The sequence below is a fragment of the Aromatoleum buckelii genome, assembly GCF_012910785.2.
Classification (GTDB): domain Bacteria; phylum Pseudomonadota; class Gammaproteobacteria; order Burkholderiales; family Rhodocyclaceae; genus Aromatoleum; species Aromatoleum buckelii.
In genome coordinates, this window is sequence record NZ_WTVH02000006.1 from 1 (window position 1) to 21026 (window position 21026).

Annotated in this window: 19 protein-coding genes; 5 read left to right on the forward strand and 14 right to left on the reverse strand. The window is 63.6% G+C overall.

Annotation, left to right across the window (positions count from 1 at the left end):
- Positions 1 to 12: 12 nt before the first annotated feature.
- From odhB to GO608_RS01655, 9 genes are all read right to left on the reverse strand, one after another.
- Positions 13 to 1200: a 2-oxoglutarate dehydrogenase complex dihydrolipoyllysine-residue succinyltransferase gene (gene odhB / locus GO608_RS01615; protein ID WP_169199176.1), complete on the reverse strand. Its 1188-nt coding sequence runs from the start codon at positions 1198 to 1200 to the stop codon at positions 13 to 15.
- Between the two features lie 49 nt (positions 1201 to 1249).
- Complete coding sequence (locus tag GO608_RS01620) at positions 1250 to 4078, reverse strand: 2-oxoglutarate dehydrogenase E1 component (protein ID WP_169199177.1); 2829 nt, start codon at positions 4076 to 4078, stop codon at positions 1250 to 1252.
- A gap of 138 nt (positions 4079 to 4216) precedes the next feature.
- A complete protein-coding gene (gltA, locus tag GO608_RS01625) occupies positions 4217 to 5512 on the reverse strand; it encodes a citrate synthase (protein WP_053421897.1) in 1296 nt (431 codons plus the stop codon).
- Positions 5513 to 5573: 61 nt separating this feature from the next.
- On the reverse strand, positions 5574 to 5810 hold the full coding sequence (locus GO608_RS01630; protein WP_053421898.1) for an FAD assembly factor SdhE: 237 nt from the start codon (positions 5808 to 5810) through the stop codon (positions 5574 to 5576).
- Positions 5807 to 6517 (reverse strand): succinate dehydrogenase iron-sulfur subunit, encoded by a 711-nt coding sequence (locus tag GO608_RS01635; protein WP_169199178.1) that lies wholly within the window; start codon positions 6515 to 6517, stop codon positions 5807 to 5809. The genes GO608_RS01630 and GO608_RS01635 overlap by 4 nt, the downstream gene beginning before the upstream one ends.
- A 19-nt stretch (positions 6518 to 6536) precedes the next feature.
- Entirely contained in the window at positions 6537 to 8330 is a 1794-nt protein-coding gene (sdhA, locus tag GO608_RS01640) for a succinate dehydrogenase flavoprotein subunit (protein ID WP_169199179.1), read from the reverse strand.
- A gap of 2 nt (positions 8331 to 8332) precedes the next feature.
- On the reverse strand, positions 8333 to 8680 hold the full coding sequence (sdhD, locus tag GO608_RS01645) for a succinate dehydrogenase, hydrophobic membrane anchor protein (protein WP_169199180.1): 348 nt from the start codon (positions 8678 to 8680) through the stop codon (positions 8333 to 8335).
- Positions 8674 to 9063, reverse strand: coding sequence for a succinate dehydrogenase, cytochrome b556 subunit (sdhC, locus tag GO608_RS01650; protein ID WP_169118341.1), 390 nt, complete (start codon positions 9061 to 9063; stop codon positions 8674 to 8676). The genes sdhD and sdhC overlap by 7 nt, the downstream gene beginning before the upstream one ends.
- A 105-nt stretch (positions 9064 to 9168) precedes the next feature.
- A complete protein-coding gene (locus GO608_RS01655) occupies positions 9169 to 9897 on the reverse strand; it encodes a GntR family transcriptional regulator (RefSeq protein ID WP_169199181.1) in 729 nt (242 codons plus the stop codon).
- A gap of 219 nt (positions 9898 to 10116) precedes the next feature.
- On the opposite strand from GO608_RS01655, the gene GO608_RS01660 reads away from it, so the two are divergent.
- Together GO608_RS01660 and GO608_RS01665 are read left to right on the forward strand one after the other, a co-directional pair.
- Complete coding sequence (locus GO608_RS01660; protein ID WP_169199182.1) at positions 10117 to 11106, forward strand: malate dehydrogenase; 990 nt, start codon at positions 10117 to 10119, stop codon at positions 11104 to 11106.
- A gap of 117 nt (positions 11107 to 11223) precedes the next feature.
- Positions 11224 to 12207, forward strand: a complete 984-nt coding sequence (locus GO608_RS01665) for an HpcH/HpaI aldolase/citrate lyase family protein (protein ID WP_169199183.1) — start codon at positions 11224 to 11226, stop codon at positions 12205 to 12207.
- Positions 12208 to 12244: 37 nt separating this feature from the next.
- On the opposite strand, the gene infA is transcribed toward GO608_RS01665, so the two are convergent.
- Positions 12245 to 12514 carry a translation initiation factor IF-1 gene (gene infA / locus GO608_RS01670; protein WP_053421905.1) on the reverse strand — a complete coding sequence of 90 codons (270 nt, stop codon included), beginning with the start codon at positions 12512 to 12514 and terminating at the stop codon, positions 12245 to 12247.
- Between the two features lie 413 nt (positions 12515 to 12927).
- Here infA and GO608_RS01675 point away from each other — a divergent pair, with 413 nt between their 5' ends.
- The gene (locus GO608_RS01675; RefSeq protein WP_247002753.1) at positions 12928 to 13788 is read left to right on the forward strand and encodes an adenylate/guanylate cyclase domain-containing protein; all 861 of its coding nucleotides are present in this window, start codon (positions 12928 to 12930) and stop codon (positions 13786 to 13788) included.
- 78 nt (positions 13789 to 13866) lie between these two features.
- Here GO608_RS01675 and GO608_RS01680 read toward each other — a convergent pair whose 3' ends face one another.
- Entirely contained in the window at positions 13867 to 14223 is a 357-nt protein-coding gene (locus tag GO608_RS01680) for a hypothetical protein (protein ID WP_169199185.1), read from the reverse strand.
- Between the two features lie 369 nt (positions 14224 to 14592).
- Between GO608_RS01680 and GO608_RS01685 the strand changes: the two genes are divergently transcribed.
- A complete protein-coding gene (locus GO608_RS01685) occupies positions 14593 to 16389 on the forward strand; it encodes an ABC transporter transmembrane domain-containing protein (protein WP_169199186.1) in 1797 nt (598 codons plus the stop codon).
- Positions 16390 to 16608: 219 nt separating this feature from the next.
- Here the strand turns inward: GO608_RS01685 and arsS are convergent, their stop codons facing one another.
- Positions 16609 to 17607 (reverse strand): arsenosugar biosynthesis radical SAM (seleno)protein ArsS, encoded by a 999-nt coding sequence (gene arsS / locus GO608_RS01690; protein WP_169199187.1) that lies wholly within the window; start codon positions 17605 to 17607, stop codon positions 16609 to 16611.
- A gap of 359 nt (positions 17608 to 17966) precedes the next feature.
- On the opposite strand from arsS, the gene GO608_RS01695 reads away from it, so the two are divergent.
- Positions 17967 to 20168, forward strand: a complete 2202-nt coding sequence (locus GO608_RS01695; RefSeq protein WP_169199188.1) for an FAD-dependent oxidoreductase — start codon at positions 17967 to 17969, stop codon at positions 20166 to 20168.
- 160 nt (positions 20169 to 20328) lie between these two features.
- On the opposite strand, the gene GO608_RS01700 is transcribed toward GO608_RS01695, so the two are convergent.
- A complete protein-coding gene (locus GO608_RS01700) occupies positions 20329 to 20553 on the reverse strand; it encodes a hypothetical protein (RefSeq protein WP_169199189.1) in 225 nt (74 codons plus the stop codon).
- Positions 20554 to 20789: 236 nt separating this feature from the next.
- A partial coding sequence (locus GO608_RS01705; protein ID WP_247002755.1) for a hypothetical protein occupies positions 20790 to 21026 on the reverse strand: 237 nt, incomplete at its 5' end.

A 21026-nucleotide genomic window follows, 5' to 3' on the forward strand; every position in this document is an offset into this window, starting at 1 on the left:
GCAACCGGTCGATCAGACGTCGAGGATCAGGCGGGCCGGATCTTCCAGCGCTTCCTTCATCGCCACCAGGCCGAGCACCGCTTCGCGGCCGTCGATGATGCGGTGGTCGTACGACAGCGCCAGGTAGTTGATCGGGCGGATGACGATCTGGCCGTTCTCGACGACCGGACGGTCCTTGGTGGCGTGGATGCCGAGGATCGCCGACTGGGGCGGGTTGATGATCGGCGTCGACAGCATCGAACCGAACACGCCGCCGTTCGAGATCGAGAACGTGCCGCCGGTGAGTTCTTCGAGCGACAGCTTGCCGTCCTTCGCCTTCTGGCCGAATTCGGCGATCTTCTTCTCGATGTCGGCGATCGACATCTGGTCGGCGTCGCGCAGAATCGGCACGACCAGACCGCGCGGGCTGCCGACGGCGATGCCGATGTCGATGTAGCCGTGGTAGACGATGTCGCTGCCATCGACCGACGCGTTGATGATCGGGTAACGCTTGAGCGCGGTGACCGCGGCCTTGACGAAGAAGCCCATGAAGCCCAGGCGCACGCCGTGCGCCTTCTCGAACTTCTCGCCGTACTGCTTGCGCAGCGCCATCACGGGCGCCATGTTGACTTCGTTGAACGTCGTCAGGATGGCGTTTTCATTCTTAGACTGGATCAGGCGCTCGGCGATGCGCGCGCGCAGGCGCGTCATCGGCACACGCTCTTCGGCCCGATCGCCCCCCTGCACCGCCGCCGCTGCGACCGGTGCAGCGGCGCGCGGCGGCTGGGCAGCCACTGCGTCTTCCTTCGTCACGCGACCGCCGCGGCCAGTGCCGGAAACGTCCCCGGCAGCAACGCCCTTCTCCTCGAGGATCTTGCGCGCAGCCGGGCTCGGGGCTCCGCCGGTGGCCATCGCCAAAGCCGGTGCCGGCGCAGCAACTGCCTGCACCGCTTCGACGCGCTTGGCTCCGGCCGGCACTTTCGCTTCGGTGTCGATCTGGGCGATCAGGTCGCCGCTACTCACGTTCTCGCCGTCGGCCTTGACGATTTTCACCAGCACGCCGTCGGCCGGTGCCGGAGTTTCCAGCACCACCTTGTCGGTTTCGATATCGATGAGGTTCTCGTCGCGCGACACCGCGTCGCCTTCCTTCTTGTGCCACGACACCAGCGTGGCCTCGGATACGGATTCCGACAGTTGCGGCACTTTCACTTCAATCAACATGAATTTCTCTCCCCGTGTTGGCCGGTATTGTTCGGCGTTATGAGTTGGATCAGTCCTGAAGCGGGCCGAAGGCGTTTTCGATGACCGCTTTTTGCTGCGCGTTGTGCTTCGCGTAGTAGCCAACCGCGGGCGATGCAGCTGCCGGACGCGACACCAGCAGAAGCTTGCGCTTCGGTCCGAGCACATTGACGAGGTGCTGGCGCGATGCCAGCCAGTACCAGGCGCCTTGGTTGCGAGGCTCCTCCTGTGCCCAGACGACTTCCCGCGCGTTCGGGAACTGGTCGACGGCAGCGCCGAAGGCAGCGGCCGGGAACGGATAGAGCTGCTCGATCCGCACCAGCGCGGTGTCCTTGATATTGTTCTCGCGACGATAGGCGAGCAGTTCGTAGTAAAGCTTCCCCTGACACAGCACCACCCGCTTGACTTTCTTCGGGTCGAGCGCTTCGGTCTCGCCGATGACGGTGCGGAACTGCCCGCCTTCGAGTTCGGCCAGCGTCGAAGTCGCTTCCTTGTGGCGCAGCAGCGACTTCGGTGTGATGATGACGAGCGGCTTCCTGACCTTGCGCAGCATCTGCCGGCGCAGCAGGTGGAAGATCTGCGCCGGCGTCGTCGGCACGCAGATCTGCCAGTTGTTCTCGGCAGCGTTGTTCATGAAGCGCTCGATCCGCGCCGACGAGTGTTCCGGACCCTGGCCTTCGTAGCCGTGCGGCAGCATCAGCGTCAGCCCGCACAGGCGGCCCCACTTCGCTTCGCCGGAGCAGATGAACTGGTCGAGCACGACCTGGGCGCCGTTGACGAAGTCGCCGAACTGGGCTTCCCAGACGACAAGCTCGTTCGGCTCGGCGGTCGCGTAACCGTACTCGAACGCGAGGACCGCCTCTTCCGACAGCACCGAATCGAAGATCTGCAGCGCGGCCTGGCCGTCCTGGATATGCTTCAGCGGCACGTAAGTGCCTTGGTCCCAGCGCTCGCGCTTCTGGTCGTGCAGCACCGCGTGGCGGTGGAAGAAGGTGCCGCGGCCGACATCCTCGCCGGAAATGCGCACGCCGAACCCTTGCGCGAGTAGGCTCGCGTAGGCGAGGTTCTCGCCCATCCCCCAGTCGAGCGGCAGGTCACCCTGGCCCATCGCGATGCGGTCTTCGAGGATCTTCCTGACCCGCGGGTGCAGGCTGAAGTCTTCGGGCAGCGTCGTCAGGCGCTCGGACAGGCGCTTGAGTTCGGTCAGCGGGATCGCGGTGTCGGCTTCATCGGTGTAGGACTGGCCGATGTAGGGCGCCCAGTCGACGGCGTACTGGCGGTTATGGCCGGACAGCACCGGGTTGTACAGTAACTGGCCCTTGTCCAGATGCTCGCGGAAGTCCTTGATCATCTGTTCCGGCTCGTCGGGAGCGCACGTCCCTTCGGTCACCAGCCGGTCGGCGTACAGCTTGCGCGTCCCCGGGTGGCTCGCGATTTTGCGGTACATCAGCGGCTGCGTAACCATCGGCTCGTCCTGCTCGTTGTGGCCGAGCTTGCGGTAGCAGACGATATCGACGACGACGTCCTTCTTGAACTCCTGGCGGAACTCGACAGCCATCGCGGTCGCGAACGCGACCGCTTCAGGATCGTCGCCGTTCACGTGAAAGATCGGTGCCTCGACCATCTTGAAGATGTCGGTGCAGTACAGCGACGAGCGGTAGTCGCGCGGGTCGGAGGTCGTGAAGCCGATCTGGTTGTTCACGACGATATGCACCGTGCCGCCGGTGCCATAGCCGCGCGTCTGCGAGAAATTCAGCATCTCCTGGTTGACGCCCTGGCCCGCCACCGCGGCGTCGCCGTGGATCAGCACCGGGATCACCTGGCTCTTGGTCTCGTCCTTGCGGCGCACTTGGCGCGCGTAGACCGAACCCTCGACGACAGGATTGATGATCTCGAGGTGCGACGGGTTGAACGACAGCGTCAGATGCACGGGGCCGCCCGGGCTCATGACGTCCGACGAGAAGCCGAGGTGATACTTGACGTCGCCGGCGGTGAGGTCGGCCGCAGCCTTGCCTTCGAATTCCGCGAACAGCATCGACGGCGACTTGCCCAGCGTATTGACGAGCACGTTCAGCCGCCCGCGGTGGGCCATGCCGATGACGATCTCCTGCGCGCCGAGCGTGCCACCGACGCGGATCAGCTCGTCCATCGCGACGATCGTCGATTCGCCGCCTTCAAGCGAGAAGCGCTTCTGGCCGACGTATTTCGTGTGCAGAAATTTTTCCAGCGTCTCGGCGGCAGTGGTGCGCTCGAGGATGCGCTTCTTCATTTCGGCGGAGAAGCGCGGTGTGCCGCGGACACTCTCGAGACGGCTCTGGATCCAGCGTTTCTGGCCGGTATCCGAGATGTGCATGTATTCGGAACCGATCGAGCCGCAGTAGGTTTGCCGCAGCGCTTCGAGGATTTCGCGCAGGGTCGCGTGATCGGCAGAGAAGCCGTGGAACGACCCGATGTTGAAGCTCTGGTTGAGGTCCGCTTCGGTGAAGCCGTAGAACGACGGTTCGAGTTCGGCGAGTTGCGGCCGCTCGGTGCGCTTGAGCGGGTCGAGATTCGCCCAGCGGTTGCCGAGGAAGCGATAGGCGTTGATCAGCTGCAACGTGCTGACCTGGCGACGATCGTCGCCGCCTGCGCTCACGGTACGCACCGGCCCACGCTTGGCCAGCTCGGTGAATGCGGCGATGACCGGACCATGCGCGACGTCCCGCACTGCGGCACCGGCCTGCGCCTGCAGGGCGTCGAAATAGCCGCGCCAGGCTTCCGGCACCGCAGCCGGGTCGGCGAGGTAATTCTCGTAGAGCTCTTCGATGAATGGCGCATTGGCGCCGAACAGGTACGAAGTCGATCGGAGCTGCTTCATCATGTTGATTGCCACCTGTGTCTTGTTATCGCTGCAATCGGCGAATCGCTCCGGTGACCCCGAAAAAAACGGGATGGCCACACCGTGCCATCCCGTCGAGGTCGTGGTCGGACTGGTTCGCCGCCTCTCCCTGTTCGTCTCTTACGGACGTTGTGCGAGCGCCGGCACATCGCGCCGCGCTGCGCCGATGTACAACTGGCGCGGACGACCGATCTTGTATTCCGGATCGGTGATCATCTCTTCCCACTGCGTGATCCAGCCGACGGTCCGCGCCAGCGCGAAGATGCAGGTGAACATCGACGTCGGGATGCCCAGCGCCTTCTGCACGATGCCGGAGTAGAAGTCGACGTTCGGATAGAGCTTCTTCTCGACGAAGTACTGGTCTTCCAGCGCGATCTTCTCGAGTTCCATCGCCAGCTTGAACAGGCGGTCGTTCTCGAGGCCCAGTTCGCCGAGCACGTCGTAGCAGACCTGGCGCATCAGCTTCGCGCGCGGGTCGAAGTTCTTGTAGACGCGGTGACCGAAGCCCATCAGCTTGAAGCTGTCGTTCTTGTCCTTCGCCCGCGCGATGTACTCGCCGACGCGCGACACGTCGCCGATTTCCTCGAGCATGTTCAGGCACGCTTCGTTCGCGCCACCGTGCGCCGGGCCCCACAGGCAGGCGATGCCGGCCGAGATGCACGCGAACGGGTTCGCACCCGACGAGCCCGCCAGACGCACCGTCGAAGTCGAGGCGTTCTGCTCGTGATCGGCGTGCAGCGTGAAGATCGTGTCGAGCGCGCGCACCAGCACCGGATTCGGCTTGTACTCTTCGCACGGCGTGCCGAACATCATGTGCATGAAGTTCGCCGTGTAGTCGAGCTCGTTCCTCGGGTACATGAACGGCTGGCCCATGTTGTACTTGTAGGCCATCGCGACGATCGTCGGCAGCTTCGCGATCAGGCGGTTGATCGAGATGTTGCGGTGCTCGGAGTCGGAGAAATCCATCGCTTCGTGATAGAAGGCCGACAGCGCGCCGACGACGCCGACCATCACCGCCATCGGATGCGCATCACGACGGAAGCCGGTGTAGAACTTCGTCATCTGGTCGTGCAGCATCGTGTGGTTCTTGATGGTGTTCTCGAACTCCACTTTCTGCGTCCCGTTCGGGAGCTCGCCGTTCTTCAGCAGATAGGCGACTTCGAGGAAGTTGCACTTGTCGGCCAACTGCTCGATGGGATAACCGCGATAGAGCAGTTCACCCTTGTCACCATCGATGAACGTGATCGTGGACTTGCAGCTCGCGGTCGACAGGAAGCCCGAGTCGTAAGTGAAGAAACCGGTCTTGGCCCCCAGCGTGCGGATATCGATGACATCATTGCCATGGGTGCCGGTCATTACCGGGAATTCGACGGTCTTGCCATCGACGGTTAGCGTTGCAGTGCGTTCAGTGCTCATAGGTCATCCCTTTTGCTTGCCGGTAGTAACTACTAGCTCCCTGTAACGAACGTCCTGCTGGTCATTGCTGACGCAACAGGCCGATCATCTCCTTCCACCGGTCGTTCCCGCAGGGCTCGCTGCCGTTGACCATGGCCCAAAGCTCATGGTCCTCGCAGCGCAGCAAGTCCTCCAGATCCGCCAGTTGACCGTCCGTGAGACGGTCGAAATCCCTTTCCAGAAAGCGTGCGAAGACAAGGTCGAGCTCGAGAAAAGCCCGACGGCATTGCCAGCGCAAGCGTCCCCGGTTGATGCTCATACCGCCCGGCTGACCATCATGTCCTTGATCTTGCCGATCGCACGCGTCGGATTGAGACTCTTCGGACAGACGTCGACGCAGTTCATGATGCTGTGGCAGCGGAACAGGCGGTACGGGTCCTCGAGGTTGTCGAGGCGTTCGGTCGTGGCCTCGTCGCGTGTATCGGCGAGGAAACGATACGCCGCCAACAGGCCCGCGGGACCGACGAACTTGTCCGGGTTCCACCAGAACGATGGGCACGACGTCGAGCAGCATGCGCACAGGATGCATTCGTAGAGGCCGTTCAGCTCTTCGCGCTCCTCGGGGGACTGCAGACGCTCGCGATCGGGCAGCGGAGTGTCGTTGATCAGGTACGGCTTGATCGAGTGATACTGCTTGAAGAACTGGGTCATGTCGACGATCAGGTCGCGGATCACCGGCAGGCCCGGCAGCGGGCGCAGCACGATCGGCTGCGGCAGGCCATCGATGTCGGTCAGGCACGCCAGCCCGTTTTTGCCGTTGATGTTCATCGCGTCCGAACCGCACACCCCTTCGCGGCACGAGCGGCGGAACGACAGGGTGTCGTCCTTCGACTTCAGGCGAACCAGCGCGTCCAGCAGCTTCTTGTCGGACGGTTCGAGTTCGAGGGTGTAATCCTGCATGTACGGCTTGTCGTCCTTGTCCGGATCGTAGCGGTACATCTTCAGTTTGACGGTGCGCTTGCTCATTTCTGTCATTCTCCCGCGCTCAGTAGGTGCGTTTCGCGAGTGCGATCGGCTCGACGTCCTGCGACAGCGGCTTCATCGTCACCGGCTTGTAGTCGAGCCGGTTGCCTTCGCTGTACCACAGGGTGTGCTTGAGCCACTCATTGTCTTTACGGCCATTGGGGAATTCCGCGGTGTCGGGGGAGTCGTCACGCACATGCGCGCCGCGCGATTCCTTGCGTGCCTCGGCCGAAACCATCGTGGCCTTGGCGACTTCGATCAAGTTGTCGAGTTCCAGCGCTTCGGTCCGCGCGGTATTCCACACCTTCGACTTGTCCTTGATCTCGGTGCGCTTGGCACGTTCGGCAACTTCCTTGATTCTAGCGACGCCTTCCTTCAGCAGGTTGTCGAAGCGGAACACGCCGGCGTGCTTTTGCATCGTGCGGCGCATCTCGAGGCCGACTTCGAACACGCTCTCGCCGTTCTTCTGTCCTTCGAGGCGGGCGAGCCGCGCAAGAGACACGTCGGCGGCGTCGGCGGGGAGCGGCTTGAGGCTCAGCTGGCCGCTCTGGAAGTCCTCGACCACCGACTCGCCGGCCGACTTGCCGAATACCAGCAGGTCGAGCAGCGAGTTCGTGCCGAGCCGGTTCGCGCCATGCACCGAGGCGCACGCGCATTCGCCGGCCGCGTAGAAGCCCGAGATCGGCGAATTCTGATTGCCGTCCTTCGGCGCCACGACCTGGCCCTTGAAGTTCGTCGGGATGCCGCCCATCTGGTAATGCGCGGTCGGCACGACCGGGATTGGCGCCTTGATCGGGTCGACGCCGGCGAACTGGATCGAGATCTCGCGGATGCCCGGCAGCCGCTTCATGATGGTTTCCGGCGACAGGTGCGTGATGTCGAGCAGCACGTGATCCTTGTCCGGACCGCAGCCGCGGCCTTCGTTGATCTCGGTCACCATCGAGCGCGACACGACGTCGCGCGACGCGAGGTCCTTCAGGTTCGGCGCATAGCGCTCCATGAAGCGCTCGCCAGACGCATTGCGCAGGATGCCGCCTTCGCCGCGCACGCCCTCGGTGATCAGCACGCCCGCACCGAACACGCCGGTCGGGTGGAACTGCCAGAACTCCATGTCCTCGAGCGGCACACCCGCCCGTGCAGCCATGCCGAGGCCGTCGCCGGTGTTGATGAACGCGTTCGTCGAGCTGTGGAAAATACGCCCCGCGCCGCCGGTCGCGAAAATCGTCGCCTTCGCGTGGAAGATGCAGACTTCGCCGGTTTCCATCTCGATTGCGGTCACGCCGAGCACGTCGCCGTCGGCATCACGGATCAGGTCCAGCGCCATCCATTCGACGAAGAACTGGGTGTTCGCGCGCACGTTGCGCTGATACAGCGCGTGCAGCATCGCGTGACCGGTGCGGTCGGCTGCGGCACAGGAGCGCGACACCGGCGCCTGGCCGTAATTCTGCGAATGGCCGCCGAACGGACGCTGGTAAATCTTGCCGTTGTCGGTGCGGTCGAACGGCATCCCGTAGTGTTCGAGTTCGACGACCACCTCATTCGCCTTGCGGCACATGAATTCGATCGCGTCCTGATCGCCCAGCCAGTCCGACCCCTTGACGGTGTCGTACATGTGCCAGTGCCAGTTGTCCTCGGTAGTATTGCCGAGCGAGGCGGCGACACCGCCCTGGGCTGCGACGGTGTGCGAGCGCGTCGGGAACACCTTGGTCAGCACGGCGGTTTTCATTCCGGACTCGGAAAGTTGCAGGGCGGCACGCAGCCCTGCTCCACCGGCACCCACGATGACCGCGTCAAAAGTACGCTTTGCGACGTTCACGCTCACAGCCTCCAAAGAATCTGGGCAGCCCAACCGGCATAGCCGACGAGCACGAAGATCGTTACCACATGCAGGACCAGGCGGACGCCGGCCGGGTTGATGTAGTCCATGAAAATGTCCCGCACGCCAATCCATGCGTGATAGAACAATGCGAGGAAGAACAGGAATGTGAAGAAGCGCATCACGCCGCCGCGGAACAGGCCGGACCACGCTTCGTGAGTCATTTCCGGCAGGCGCAGCGCCGCAACCGCGAACAGGATCGTGAAGATCACCATAAACACGGCCGTGGCACGTTGCGCGATCCAGTCGCGCAGGCCGTAGTGAGCACCGACAACGATACGCTTTACCATAGCTTCACCCCGATGATGATAGTCAGCGCGATGCTCACGACCAGCACGATGCGCGAGCTGCTGCGGGCGGACTTGAGGTCGGTCCCCTTGTGCAGGTCGAGCAGCAGGAAACGGATACCGGCGCAGAAGTGGTGCAGGTACGCCCACAGCAGGCCGAGCAGCAGCAGCTTGGCGAGCGGGTTCGCCACTACACTCTTGTATGTTTCAAAGGACTCCGGCGATCCCAGGCTGCGGTCGAACAGGAACAGCAGGAACGGCAGCATCAGGAACAGTCCTGCTCCGCTGACCCGATGAAGAATCGAGACGAAACCCGGCAGCGGGAGCCGGATTTCGTGCAGGGCCAGGAATTTCGGCCGCTGCTTGCGCACTATGGCTTCTGACATATTGTTTTACCCCTCGATGAGCGACGGTTTCCCGACGCGGTTCTCCCAGATTGCAAGGAGCCGGGATTATATACGCGGAACATGCTCCGCCCGATCCCGCCCCAGTCAGTTCAGTTCATTCAGATAAAAATGCTCCGCCGTCGAATAAAGCCCGCGCCGCCACTCGACCGGCCGGTCGCCGTACGTGTAGGTGACCCGCTCGACCGACAGCAACGGAGTTCCTTCGGGCACTTTCAGCGCCTCGCTCGTCGAGCGGTCCGCCGCGACGGCCCGCAGGCGTTCCTGCGCACGGATCATGCGCAGGCCGAAACGGGTTTCGAACAGGCTGTAGAGCGAGCCGTTCCAGCTTTGCAGCACTTCCAGCGTGAGCCCCGGAAACACTTCGCCAGGCAGGTAAATCTCGTCGATGACGACGGGCTTGTTGGCGAATTTCAGCAGACGCCGGACGATGATGATCGGATCGCCGAGCTCGATGCCCAGCATACGCGACGCTTCCTGCCCCGCCTTCGCCCGCCAGCAGTCCATCGGCACGCTCTGCGGAGGCGCAAGATCGCCATCCATCGGCACGAGCCGCAGGAAGCGAAACAAAGCCCGCGGATCGTTATGGGACGCAACGAAAGTGCCTTTGCCCTGTTTGCGGATCAGCAGGTTGTCGGCCGCCATTTCATCTATGGCCTTGCGCACGGTGCCTTGCGAAACGCTGAAGCGGGCAGCGAGTTCCTGCTCGCTCGGAATCACCTGACCGGGACGCCACTCGCCAGACTCGAGGGCCTGCAGGATCAGGCTCTTGATCTGTCGGTAAAGCGGACTGAATGTGGGGGATTCCTGTGCCATTCGCGCATTTCATCATAAAAGTTTTCCAGCGTCCATCATCTGTCTCGTGTCTTATATAAGACACGAGAGGTGAATTGACATCGGGGATACTTGCTTCTAACATCTTTCGGCCCCGGCGGCTGGCTTTACCAGGCACCCGAGTCGAACGCTGAACTGAAATCGCGGGCGACAGACCAATCATTCTCACTGTCTTCAATTCGCTTTAGAGGGAGTACTCACATGAGCAAAGCCCCCGTGCGCGTCGCCGTCACCGGCGCCGCCGGCCAGATCGGCTACAGCCTGCTGTTCCGCATTGCCAGCGGCGAGATGCTGGGCAAAGACCAGCCCGTGATCCTGCAACTGCTCGATCTTCCCCAAGCCCAGAAGGCGGTCAAGGGCGTGATGATGGAACTCGAGGACTGCGCGTTCCCGCTGCTCGCCGGAATGGTCGCTACCGACGACCCGAACGTCGCCTTCAAGGATGCGGACTACTGCCTGCTCGTCGGCGCCCGCCCGCGCGGCCCCGGCATGGAGCGTGCCGACCTGCTGACCGCCAACGGCGCGATCTTCACCGTGCAAGGCAAGGCGATCGCCGAGAACGCGAACGAGAACGTCAAGGTGCTGGTCGTCGGCAACCCGTGCAACACCAACGCCTACATCGCCGGCGCCGCTGCGCGGAAAGTCGGCCGCACGAATCCGAACAACTACCACGGCATGCTGCGCCTGGATCACAACCGCGCGCTGTCGCAACTCGCGGCGAAGACTGATCGTCCGGTGTCGAGCCTCAAGAAGATGGTCGTGTGGGGCAACCACTCGCCGACGATGTACGCCGACTACCGTTTCTGCACGTCCAACGGCGACTCGGTCAAGGCGCTGGTGAACGACCACGCGTGGAACAACGACGTATTCCTGCCGACCGTCGGCAAGCGCGGCGCCGCGATCATCGACGCCCGTGGCCTGTCGTCGGCGGCCTCCGCCGCGAACGCAGCGATCGACCACATGCACGACTGGGCCCTCGGCTCCGATGACTGGGTGACGATGGGCGTACCGTCCGACGGCTCCTACGGCATCCCGGCCGGCGTCGTGTTCGGCTTCCCGTGCGAGTGCAAGAACGGCGACTTCAAAATCATCCAGGGGCTGGAGATCGACGAATACTCGCGCGAAAAGATCAACAAGACTCTCGGCGAACTGGAAGACGAGCGCGCGGCAGTCGCCGACATGCTCAAGTAACCGTTTCCGGTTCCTTGCGAGAAAATGCCGCGGGCCGATGCCGCGGCATTTTTTTGATGGTGGAAAGCTGCGGTTCCCTGGAGAATCGAGCACCTTCCCCGCCCACGGAGATATGCGATGCGACACCCTGCTGACGTCCTGTTCGCCGGCGAAAAACCGTTTCCCGTCCTCGCCGCGGTCGATCACTACGCCGGCGCGGAAAAACTGATGAGGAAAGCGCTGGCGCTTCAGCACGAGTTGGCTCCGGTCTTCGATCTGACCTGCGACTGCGAAGACGGCGCGCGCACCGGCGCCGAAGCCGAGCACGCCGAGATGGTCGCCGATATCGTGATGTGCGGCGACAACCGTCACGGCCGCATCGGGGCGAGAATCCATGATGTCACGCACCCGCACTGGCAGCGCGATCTCGAAATCCTCATCGCCCGGTCAGGAAGCCGGCTCGCCTTTGTCACATTGCCGAAAGTGCGTTCCGCTGCCGATGCGCGCCATCAGATCGAAACCCTGCGCCGGCTCGAGGCCGCTGCCCGGACCGGACGGGAAATTCCGGTCCATGTCCTGATCGAGACGCACGGCGCGCTGCGCGAAGCGTGGAGTATTGCGGCGCTGCCCGGAGTCGAATCGCTCGACTTCGGCCTGATGGATTTCGTGTCCGGTCACCACGGCGCGATTCCTGGTGCGGCGATGAAAAGCCCGGGCCAATTCACGCATCCGCTCGTCGTCCGCGCGAAAGTCGAAATTGCTGCCGCGGCGCTCGCCAACGGCGTCGTTCCATCACATAACGTGACGACCGAACTCAAGGATCTGGAACTCATCCGTCACGACGCCCAACGGGCGCGACGCGAATTCGGCTACCTGCGGATGTGGAGCATTCACCCGAATCAGATCGTTCCGATCATCGAAGCGATGCGCCCGGATTTTTCCGAAGTCGAAGAAGCGAGCGGCATTCTCGCCGCTGCCCAGGAGGGCGGCTGGGGCCCGATCCACTATCGCGGAAAGCTCCACGACCGGGCCTCCTACCGCTACTACTGGGAATTGCTGCAGCGTGCGCGTTCGACCGGCATGGTCCTGCCGGACGAAGGGATGCGCCGCTTTTTCTCGTAGTCCCTACCCGGCAGCACATTTGCCGCCGGCATTGCGATCAGCGGCGGCGAAACTGCTGGGGGGGAGCCCCGGCGCCCGCGGGCCGCTCGTCCTTGTGACGGAAGCTGATGCGCGCTTTCGTCAGGTCATACGGAGACAGTTCGACGCTGACCTTGTCTCCGGCGAGGATGCGGATGCGGTGTTTGCGCATCTTTCCCGAAGCGTAGGCCTGTACCTCGACCCCATTCTCAAGGGTCACGCGAAAGCGCGTATCGGGCAGCACTTCGTTGACGACCCCTTCCATTTCGAGCAGCTCTTCTTTGGCCATTTCCTTTTCCTTTCAATCATCGATCCGGCGAGGGATTCCCCCGCGTTCGCCCCTCCTCGCCTGTCGACCGAGCATTCGGCATTCCGGGGAACGCCCGCGCCTTCAGCGCCCGCCCGTCTCGTCGAACGGTGCGAAGAAGCCCTTTCGGCGGCAGGAGGACGACGGATTCGACACCGGCGCAACGTCCGATCTGTCGAGGCGCCGAGAATACCGGGACATGGGAGGTGGCACAGGGCGCCCACTGCAGTGACATATGCCGGCGCTTGGGTTATCGCGATCACTATACAGGATTACCCTTGAGCATCCCAAGTGTAAGCAAGCGCCCGGCACCGGCAGAAGAACGCAGAAGTGGGAGCCAATTCCTTATAATTCCTCCCATGACTCACGCTCCGCCTCACCCGCCCGAACGCACTGTGCTTTTTGTGGATCTCGCCGGGAGCACCCGCCTTTATGAACGCGTCGGCGACTCGGTGGCCTTCCGGCTGGTCGATCGCTGCCTGCACGAAATGCGCGCTGAAATCGAGCGGCGTCGCGGACGGGTCGTCAAGCACACCGGAGACGGTCTGATGGCAGTCTTCGGCGAAGCTGATCACGGCTGCGAGGCCGCACTCAGAATTCACCAGGTGGTGCGGGAACTGCCGCTCTCGGCCGGACAGAAACTCGCCGTGCGCATCGGATTTCACTACGGCCCCGTCGTCGAAAACGACAGCGACGTGTTCGGCGACACGGTCAACGTCGCGGCACGCCTGCTGGAACTCGCGTCCCCAGGGCGCGCCATCACGTCGATGGAAACGGCGCGGCAACTCAGCGCCGAGTGGCGCCCGCTGCTCCGCCCGCTGCAGGCGCGCAGCCTGCGCGGCGCTTCGCGACTGACCGAGCCCTTCGAACTGCTGTGCGGGGGGGCGCCGGGCGACCTGACCGTCGTGCAGACGGTGGATTTCGACGCCGAGGAAAAGCCGGAACTGCGGCTTTATCTCGGCACGCAGTCGCTTGTGCTCAACGCACAGATCCCGAGCGCGCGGCTCGGCCGGGATGCCTTGTCGGACCTGCGCCTGAGCGATACCCGCGCCTCGCGCCAGCATGCTGAAATCGAGCTGCGCGGCGACAAGTTCGTGCTTGTCGACCGCAGCAGCAACGGCACTTTTGTATTGATAGACGGCGAAAAGGAATTCGTGCTGTCGCGTGAGGAAGTCGTCCTCAGGAAACAGGGGCACTTCGCCCTTGGCAGGACGTGCATCGACAATCCGCACCTTATCGGTTTCGTTTGCCTCTGACACGCAAGCCGACCGTCCCGCCGAGCGCCGCGGCTTCGATGATCCGGCATTTGGGCCGGGACGCGCGGCGCGCCCGATTCACCCCTGCGTTTTGCGATTCTCGTCCGGACCCGCTGAATCTGCCCCGTCTTGCGACTCGGCATCCTGGCTGCTGCGACGGCCGACGATCGCCTGGAGCGAAATCACGTCCGCCCCGCCGATCGGCCATGGCATCGGCACGCGCATCGAGATGCGGGTCGCTTCGGCTCCGGGCTGGTCGGTCTTGCGCCGCAGAGGAATGACTTCGGCTTCGAGATGCGGAATCCACGGCATATCCGACACGCGGCGCAGATCCTCCTTGGCGGCGACGGGACGTCCGAGCGTCCTGAACCCGGCACCCCAGAACCGCTGGGTTCCCTGGAGCCACACGTCAAACCATTTCATGCTTTCGAGCATCGCCGCTTCCGACCACTTTATCCACAAGGTCGGATCAACGCCGGGGCGCCCCCCCGAAACACTCTCCCGTTCCCCCGCGCGTCTGCGCTTTTCATCTGGTGCGCTCTTCATTGCGGCTCCGAGTCACTGGGTAGTGTTCCCAAGGATAAACATTGCGGCTTCCGCGCGAAAGACCTGATTGGTAACAGGTGGAAGCCCGCACTGCCGCCGGCTTCGGTCGTCGCGGGGGCCAATGGAAGCCGAGTATTCCCTCGCTCAGCGCGGCTGTGCGCCGGTCAGGCTCTGCACCTTGCCTTCGGTACTTTCGGCCAACTGGGGACAACATCGAGCAGTTCGTCCATGCTGCCTCGAGACGAACAATAATTACGGATGCCGCGCGATACCCTGAAACAGACCTCGACGCCGCGCCGCTTGTCGGCGTTGACAGGCCTGTGGCCGTTCCTGCAGCCGTACCGGGCGCGCATTGCGCTGGCCTTCGTCCTGCTCTGCCTCGGTTCGGCAATCATCCTGCTGCTCCCGCTGGCGTTTGGCGACCTCGTCGACCTCGGGTTCGGCCCGCCGGCGCAGGCCGGCGACAGTCCGCTCGGCACGCCGAACCTGAACGCGCATTTCGTCGCCCTGTTCGGATTGGCGAGCGCCTGGGCGCTGGTGGTGTCCGCCCGTTATTACACGGTGTCGTGGATCGGCGAGCGCGCAACCGCCGATCTGCGCTGTGCGGTGTATAGGCGCGTACTGTCCCAGTCGCCCCAATTCTTCGAGACCTTGCAGACTGGCGAAGTCCTGTCCCGGTTGACCGGCGACACGACGCTGATCCAGACCGTGATCGGCAGTTCCGTTTCGATGGGCTTGCGCAGCCTGTTCCAGTTCACCGGCGGCATGGTCATGCTGGCCGTCACCAGCTTCCACCTGTTCTCCTTGAACCTCGGCCTCATGGCCTTGCTGACGCTGCCCATCATCGTCATCGGCCGCAAGGTCAAAAGACTTTCGCGCGAATCCCAGGACAGGATTGCCGACGCCTCGGCACTCGCCGGTGAAATCCTCAATGCAATGCCCACCGTCCAAGCCTATACGCAGGAGCGGGACGAAGCGGAACGTTTTGCCGTTGCCGCGGAAACCGGGTTCACCACGGCGATCCGGCGCACGCGCGTACGCGCTGCGCTCACGACTTTGATCATCACCGCGGTGATGGGAACGATCATCTTCGTGCTGTGGATCGGCGTGCGCCAGATGCACGACGGCATCCTGACCCAAGGCCAGTTGGCGTCCTTTGTCCTTTACGCGGCACTCGTCGCCGGCGGGGTCGGGACGATGGCAGAAGTCTGGGGCGACGTCATGCGTGCGGCCGGAGCGGCAGAGCGCCTGCTGGAACTGCTGCACGCGGACTCCGCGATCCACGAGGCGGCCCGGCCACAACCGCCGCTGCGTCCAACGCAGGCGGCGATCAGTTTCGAGCATGTGACGTTCTGCTATCCCGCTCGCCCGCGGCCGCTTGCGCTCGACGACATCTGCCTGACGATTGCGCCGGGCGAGAGCGTCGCGCTCGTCGGCCCGTCCGGCGCGGGCAAGACGAGCATGTTCCAGGTCCTGCTGCGCTATTACGAAATATCCGGTGGGGCCATCCGGATCAACGGGCAGGACATCCGCCAGTTGAGCCTGCACGACCTGCGCAAAGGCATCGCGATCGTGCCGCAGGACCCGGTGATCTTTTCCGCCAGCGCGCTGGAGAACATCCGCTACGGCCGCCGCGCGGCGAGCGACACGGAAGTCATTGCCGCAGCCCGCGCCGCGCTGGTCGACGAGTTCGTCGAGCGACTGCCCGAAGGCTACCGGACGTTCCTCGGCGAGCGCGGCACCCGCCTGTCCGGGGGACAGCGCCAGCGCATCGCAATCGCACGCGCGATCCTGAAAGGCGCACCGATGCTGCTCCTCGACGAAGCCACCAGCGCGCTCGACGTGGAATCCGAAATCCTCGTGCAGCAAGGACTCGACGCCGCCATGCAGGGGCGCACGACGCTGATCATCGCCCATCGGCTTGCCACGGTGCAAAAAACCGACCGCATCGTGGTGATGGATCGGGGTCGCATCGTCGAAACCGGCACCCCCGAGGATCTGCGCCATGGGGGCGGCCTTTACGCGCGTCTGGCCGCGCTCCAGCTTGACCTTTGACCGTCTGGCGGTTTCCGGCCTTGTCGTTCGAGCGGTAGCGCAAATTGGGCGGCGATGGCTTGACTTGCGGGCCTCTGCAAGCCACTGCCGCCGAAGTGGCACACCATCGCCGCCGCGACTTGGGGAGCCGCCGTCTCGGCGATCCGGCCGACACAGTGATCCGGATACTCGGCCGCTTCGAGATCGACCATGCCTAGCCGTCCTGGCCGGGCCCAATGTTCACGCCGCGCAACTCCCGACTTCGGTCCTGGCGTCGCCGAGCGCCCCGCCGCAACTCGAGCCCTGCCCGGCGGTGCAGGCGTAGCAGTGGTCGGCGACGCGGATCGCGGCGCCGGCAAGGGCTGCGGCGGTCGCGTCGCGTATGTGCAGCCGGGGATGACGGGCGTCGCCGATTGGCATTTCGAGTTGCTGGTTGAAGTCGCAGTCGTACAGGTAGCCCTGCCAGTCCACGTTGACGAGACTGCGACACATCACGCCCGCGAGGTTCACAACCCGGTGCGCGTCGCGCAGCGTCTTCATGTAGCCGGCAAACTGCCCTTTCGAGACCAGCGTGCTGCCGAAGCGCTTGATCGGCATGTTGGCGATCGTGAAGAGCCGGTTGAAGCGGATCCCGAACGCTTCGCCGAGGTGTTCGCGATAGGCGCTTTCGAGCGACGCTTCGGGCGGCGGCAGCATCGGGCCCTGGGGGTTGTAGACCAGGTTCAGCACCAGCCCGCTGTCCTCCGCGCCGTAACCCAGCGCGTTGAACTGCTGGAGTCCGCGGATGCTCGCGCCGAAGACGCCCTTGCCGCGCTGCTTGTCGACATTGTCTTCGAGGTAGCACGGCAGCGAGGCGACGACTTCGACTCCGTGCGCCGCGAGAAAACCGGCCAAGTCCTCGTGACCGGGTTCATCGAGGATAGTGAGGTTGCAGCGGTCGATCACGCGCAAGCGCCGCTCGCGCGCCGCCCGCACGAGAGGGCGAAAATTCGCGTTCATCTCCGGCGCGCCGCCCGTCAAGTCCAACGTCGTGACCATCGGGCTCGCATCGAGAAAAGCGATCACCGCGTCGACCGTCTCGGCCGACATCTCCTCGGTTCGATTCGGTCCGGCGTTGACGTGGCAATGCAAGCAACTCTGATTGCAGCGATAGCCGAGATTCACCTGCAGGGTCTCAATCGTCACGCGACGGATCTTCGGGAAGTCCGTGACGGCGAGCAGCGGAAAGGTCGGATGCATCGTAAGCTCCTCGAGCGAATTCGTTATTATTAGTCGAATCCGGTCCGGTCGCCTTACAGCCCGGCCGCGCGAGACGGTGGGCGTTCCGGCGGTCACTTGGAAATCCTCGCTCGTTATCTGCTGACGACAAGGGGCGGACTCCGAACGATGGTCAAAACGGGCCTGCCGCCGAACGAGAGCGAGCAGATCGTGGAGATCGCGCTGAAGACCCTGCGATAAACAATAAAAATCCCTCGTCGCCGGCTTTTCGCCTCCGCCACCGAGGACGGGCGATCTCCCGGACGCTGTAAGTTATTCACGCGCGTCGACGACCAATCGACATGTGGCATGCGCACCCTCCATAACACCGGGTCCGAACAATGAAAACCAGCCGCCTGATCCTCCTGAGCACGCTCGTCCTCGCGATCGCGCTGTTCTTCGTGCTCGATCTCGATCGGTACTTCAGTCTCGACTTCTTCAAGACACAGCAGGCCGCGATCGAAGGCTGGCGGGAGCAGCGGCCGGTTGCGGCGGCACTCGGCTTCTTCGCGGTGTACGTCGCGGTCACGGGCCTGTCGCTGCCCGGCGCCGCGGTCATGACGCTCGTGGCAGGGGCGATCTTCGGGCTGGCGTGGGGCACCCTGATCGTCTCCTTCGCTTCCACGATCGGCGCGACGCTGGCCTTCCTCGCCTCGCGCTTCGTGCTGCGCGACACCGTCCAGGCACGCTTTGGCGAGCGGCTGCACGCGATCAATGAGGGCGTCGCGAAAGACGGCGGCTTCTACCTTTTCACGCTGCGCCTGGTGCCGCTGTTTCCGTTCTTCGTCATCAACCTCGTCATGGGGCTCACGCCGATCCGCACCTGGACCTTCTACTGGGTGAGCCAGCTCGGCATGCTCGCCGGCACTGTCGCTTATGTGAACGCCGGCACCCAGCTCGCGCAGATCGACTCGCTGTCGGGCATCCTGTCGCCGAGTCTGCTCGCATCGTTCGCGCTGCTCGGCGTGTTCCCGCTGATCGCGAAAAAACTCATCGAGATCGTCAAGGCACGGAGAGTCTACGCGGGCTGGGTGAAGCCGGCGCGCTTCGATCGCAACCTGGTCGTCATCGGCGCCGGCGCTGCCGGCTTGGTGAGCAGCTACATCGCTGCCGCGGTGAAGGCGAAGGTGACTCTGGTCGAAAAGCACAAGATGGGCGGCGACTGCCTGAACACCGGCTGCGTGCCGTCGAAGGCGCTGATCCGCTCGGCGAAGCTGCTTTCGCACATGCGGCGCTCGAGGGAGTTCGGCATTCGCTCTGCGCGTGCCGAGTTCGACTTCGCCGACGTGATGGAGCGCGTGCATGCAATCATCAAGAGCGTCGAACCTCACGATTCGGTCGAGCGCTACACGGGCCTCGGCGTCGAGGTGATCGAGGGCCGGGCGAAGATCGTCTCGCCGTGGGAAGTGGAGATCACGCTCAGTGACGGCGGGCACACGACGCTGTCGACGCGCAGCATTATCATCGCGGCGGGCGGGCGCCCCACCGTGCCGCCGATTCCGGGCATCGAGGACGTCGGCTACTACACCTCGGACACGATCTGGGCCCTGCGCGCGCTGCCTCGCCGGCTGCTGGTGCTCGGCGGCGGCCCGATCGGTTGCGAACTGACGCAGACCTTCGCGCGTTTCGGCGCCGCGGTGACGCTGATCGTCAAGGGCGAGCGGATCATGCCGCGCGAGGATGCGGAGGTTTCCGAAATGGTCATGGCACGCTTCCGCGCCGAAGGCATCGATCTGCGCACCGGCCACGACACCCGGCGGTTCGTCGTCGAGGATGGCGAGAAGATCCTCGTCGCCGAGCACCAGGGGCAGGAAGTCCGCATCCCGTTCGACGTGCTGCTGGTCGCCGTCGGGCGGACCGCGCAATTGAAAGGCTACGGGCTGGAGGAGTTGGGCGTTTCGACCGGGCGCACGGTCGACGTCAACGAATATCTGCAGACGAGCTTCCCCAATATCTATGCTGCGGGCGACGTCGCCGGTCCGTATCAATTCACGCACACCGCCGCGCACCAGGCCTGGTATGCATCCGTCAACGCGCTGTTCGCGCCGTTCAGGAAGTTCCGGGCGGACTATTCGGCGGTGCCGTGGGCGACATTCGTCGACCCGGAAGTCGCGCGCGTCGGCTTCAACGAGCAGGAGGCGAGAGCGCGCAACATCCCGTTCGAGCTGACCCGCTTCGACATCGCGGATCTCGACCGCGCGATCGCCGACAGCGAGGCGCACGGCTTCGTCAAGGTGCTCACGGTGCCCGGCAAGGACAGGATCCTAGGCGTCACGATCGTCGGCGAGCACGCCGGCGACCTGATCGCCGAATACGTGATCGCGATGCGCCACGGGCTCGGGCTCAACAAGATCCTCGGCACGATCCACATCTACCCGACGCTCGCCGAAGCCAACAAGTACGCGGCCGGTGAATGGAAGCGCGCGCATGCACCGCGAAAACTGCTCGAGTGGGTCGGGCGTTTCCACGACTGGCGCAGAGGTTCGGGCGAGCGTCTTCCGGACAGCGAAATCCGAACGACTTCCAAATCCGCCATTTTGTAAAACGGCTTCCCGCAATGGCGATGTCTTTGCTCTTGCTCGTCATCGATGCTAATCGTCCTCGCGCCGGTGCCGAATGGCCAGCACGACGACCGCGTCGCGATGCTCGTCATAGCTATACAGCCCCAGATAACCTGTTCAGCCGCAAAAAAGCGCCACCGCATCAACGGCGCTTGCGCGGCTTGCGCGCTCTCGGGGCGGGCTTCAGGGCATTCACCCAGAAATCCGTTAACTGCTTGACGCCCTCGCGGGTTGCGGTCTTCGCGGCTTTGTTCGCTTCTCGCTTGATCGCAGCCGTCGTCTGGGCACGGGCGCGCCCGGCGGCGGTGTTGGCTGCGCTGAGCCAGATGCTCAAGAACGGGTTCTTCTTGGTCCAGGGGTTCTTCATTGCATCTCCTTGGTCAAAATTCTGCAGCGGCAGAATGCCGGGGGAGCTTGCACATATCGTTCCCGGATCCGGTTCGGAAGCGACGAACTAGAATTTCGCGCAAGGCGCGGAAAAAGTGACCCTTACCCTTTCACGAGGTCATAGGCACGACGAACTTGCGTGACTTTCGCGCGACCGCTCGCAAATCTTCGGTCGACTCACGGCTCTTACGTCAGTCGTCGACGTGATATGCCCGGCTAAACCCGGACCAGGCGGAACGTAAGTTTTTCGGCAAACATTCCCCAGAAGGAGGGAGTTTGCCATGAAGAAGAAGCGGTTTTCGGTCGATCCAGTTCCGTAACCTGCGGGCGAAAGCTGCGAGCAACGTGGAGGCGCTGGACAAGGCGCAAAAGCTGCTCGGACACAGCCGGGACATGACAGAGGACTATGTCCGAAAGCATCGAGGCGAGAAGGTCAGCCCGGTGAAGTGAAAA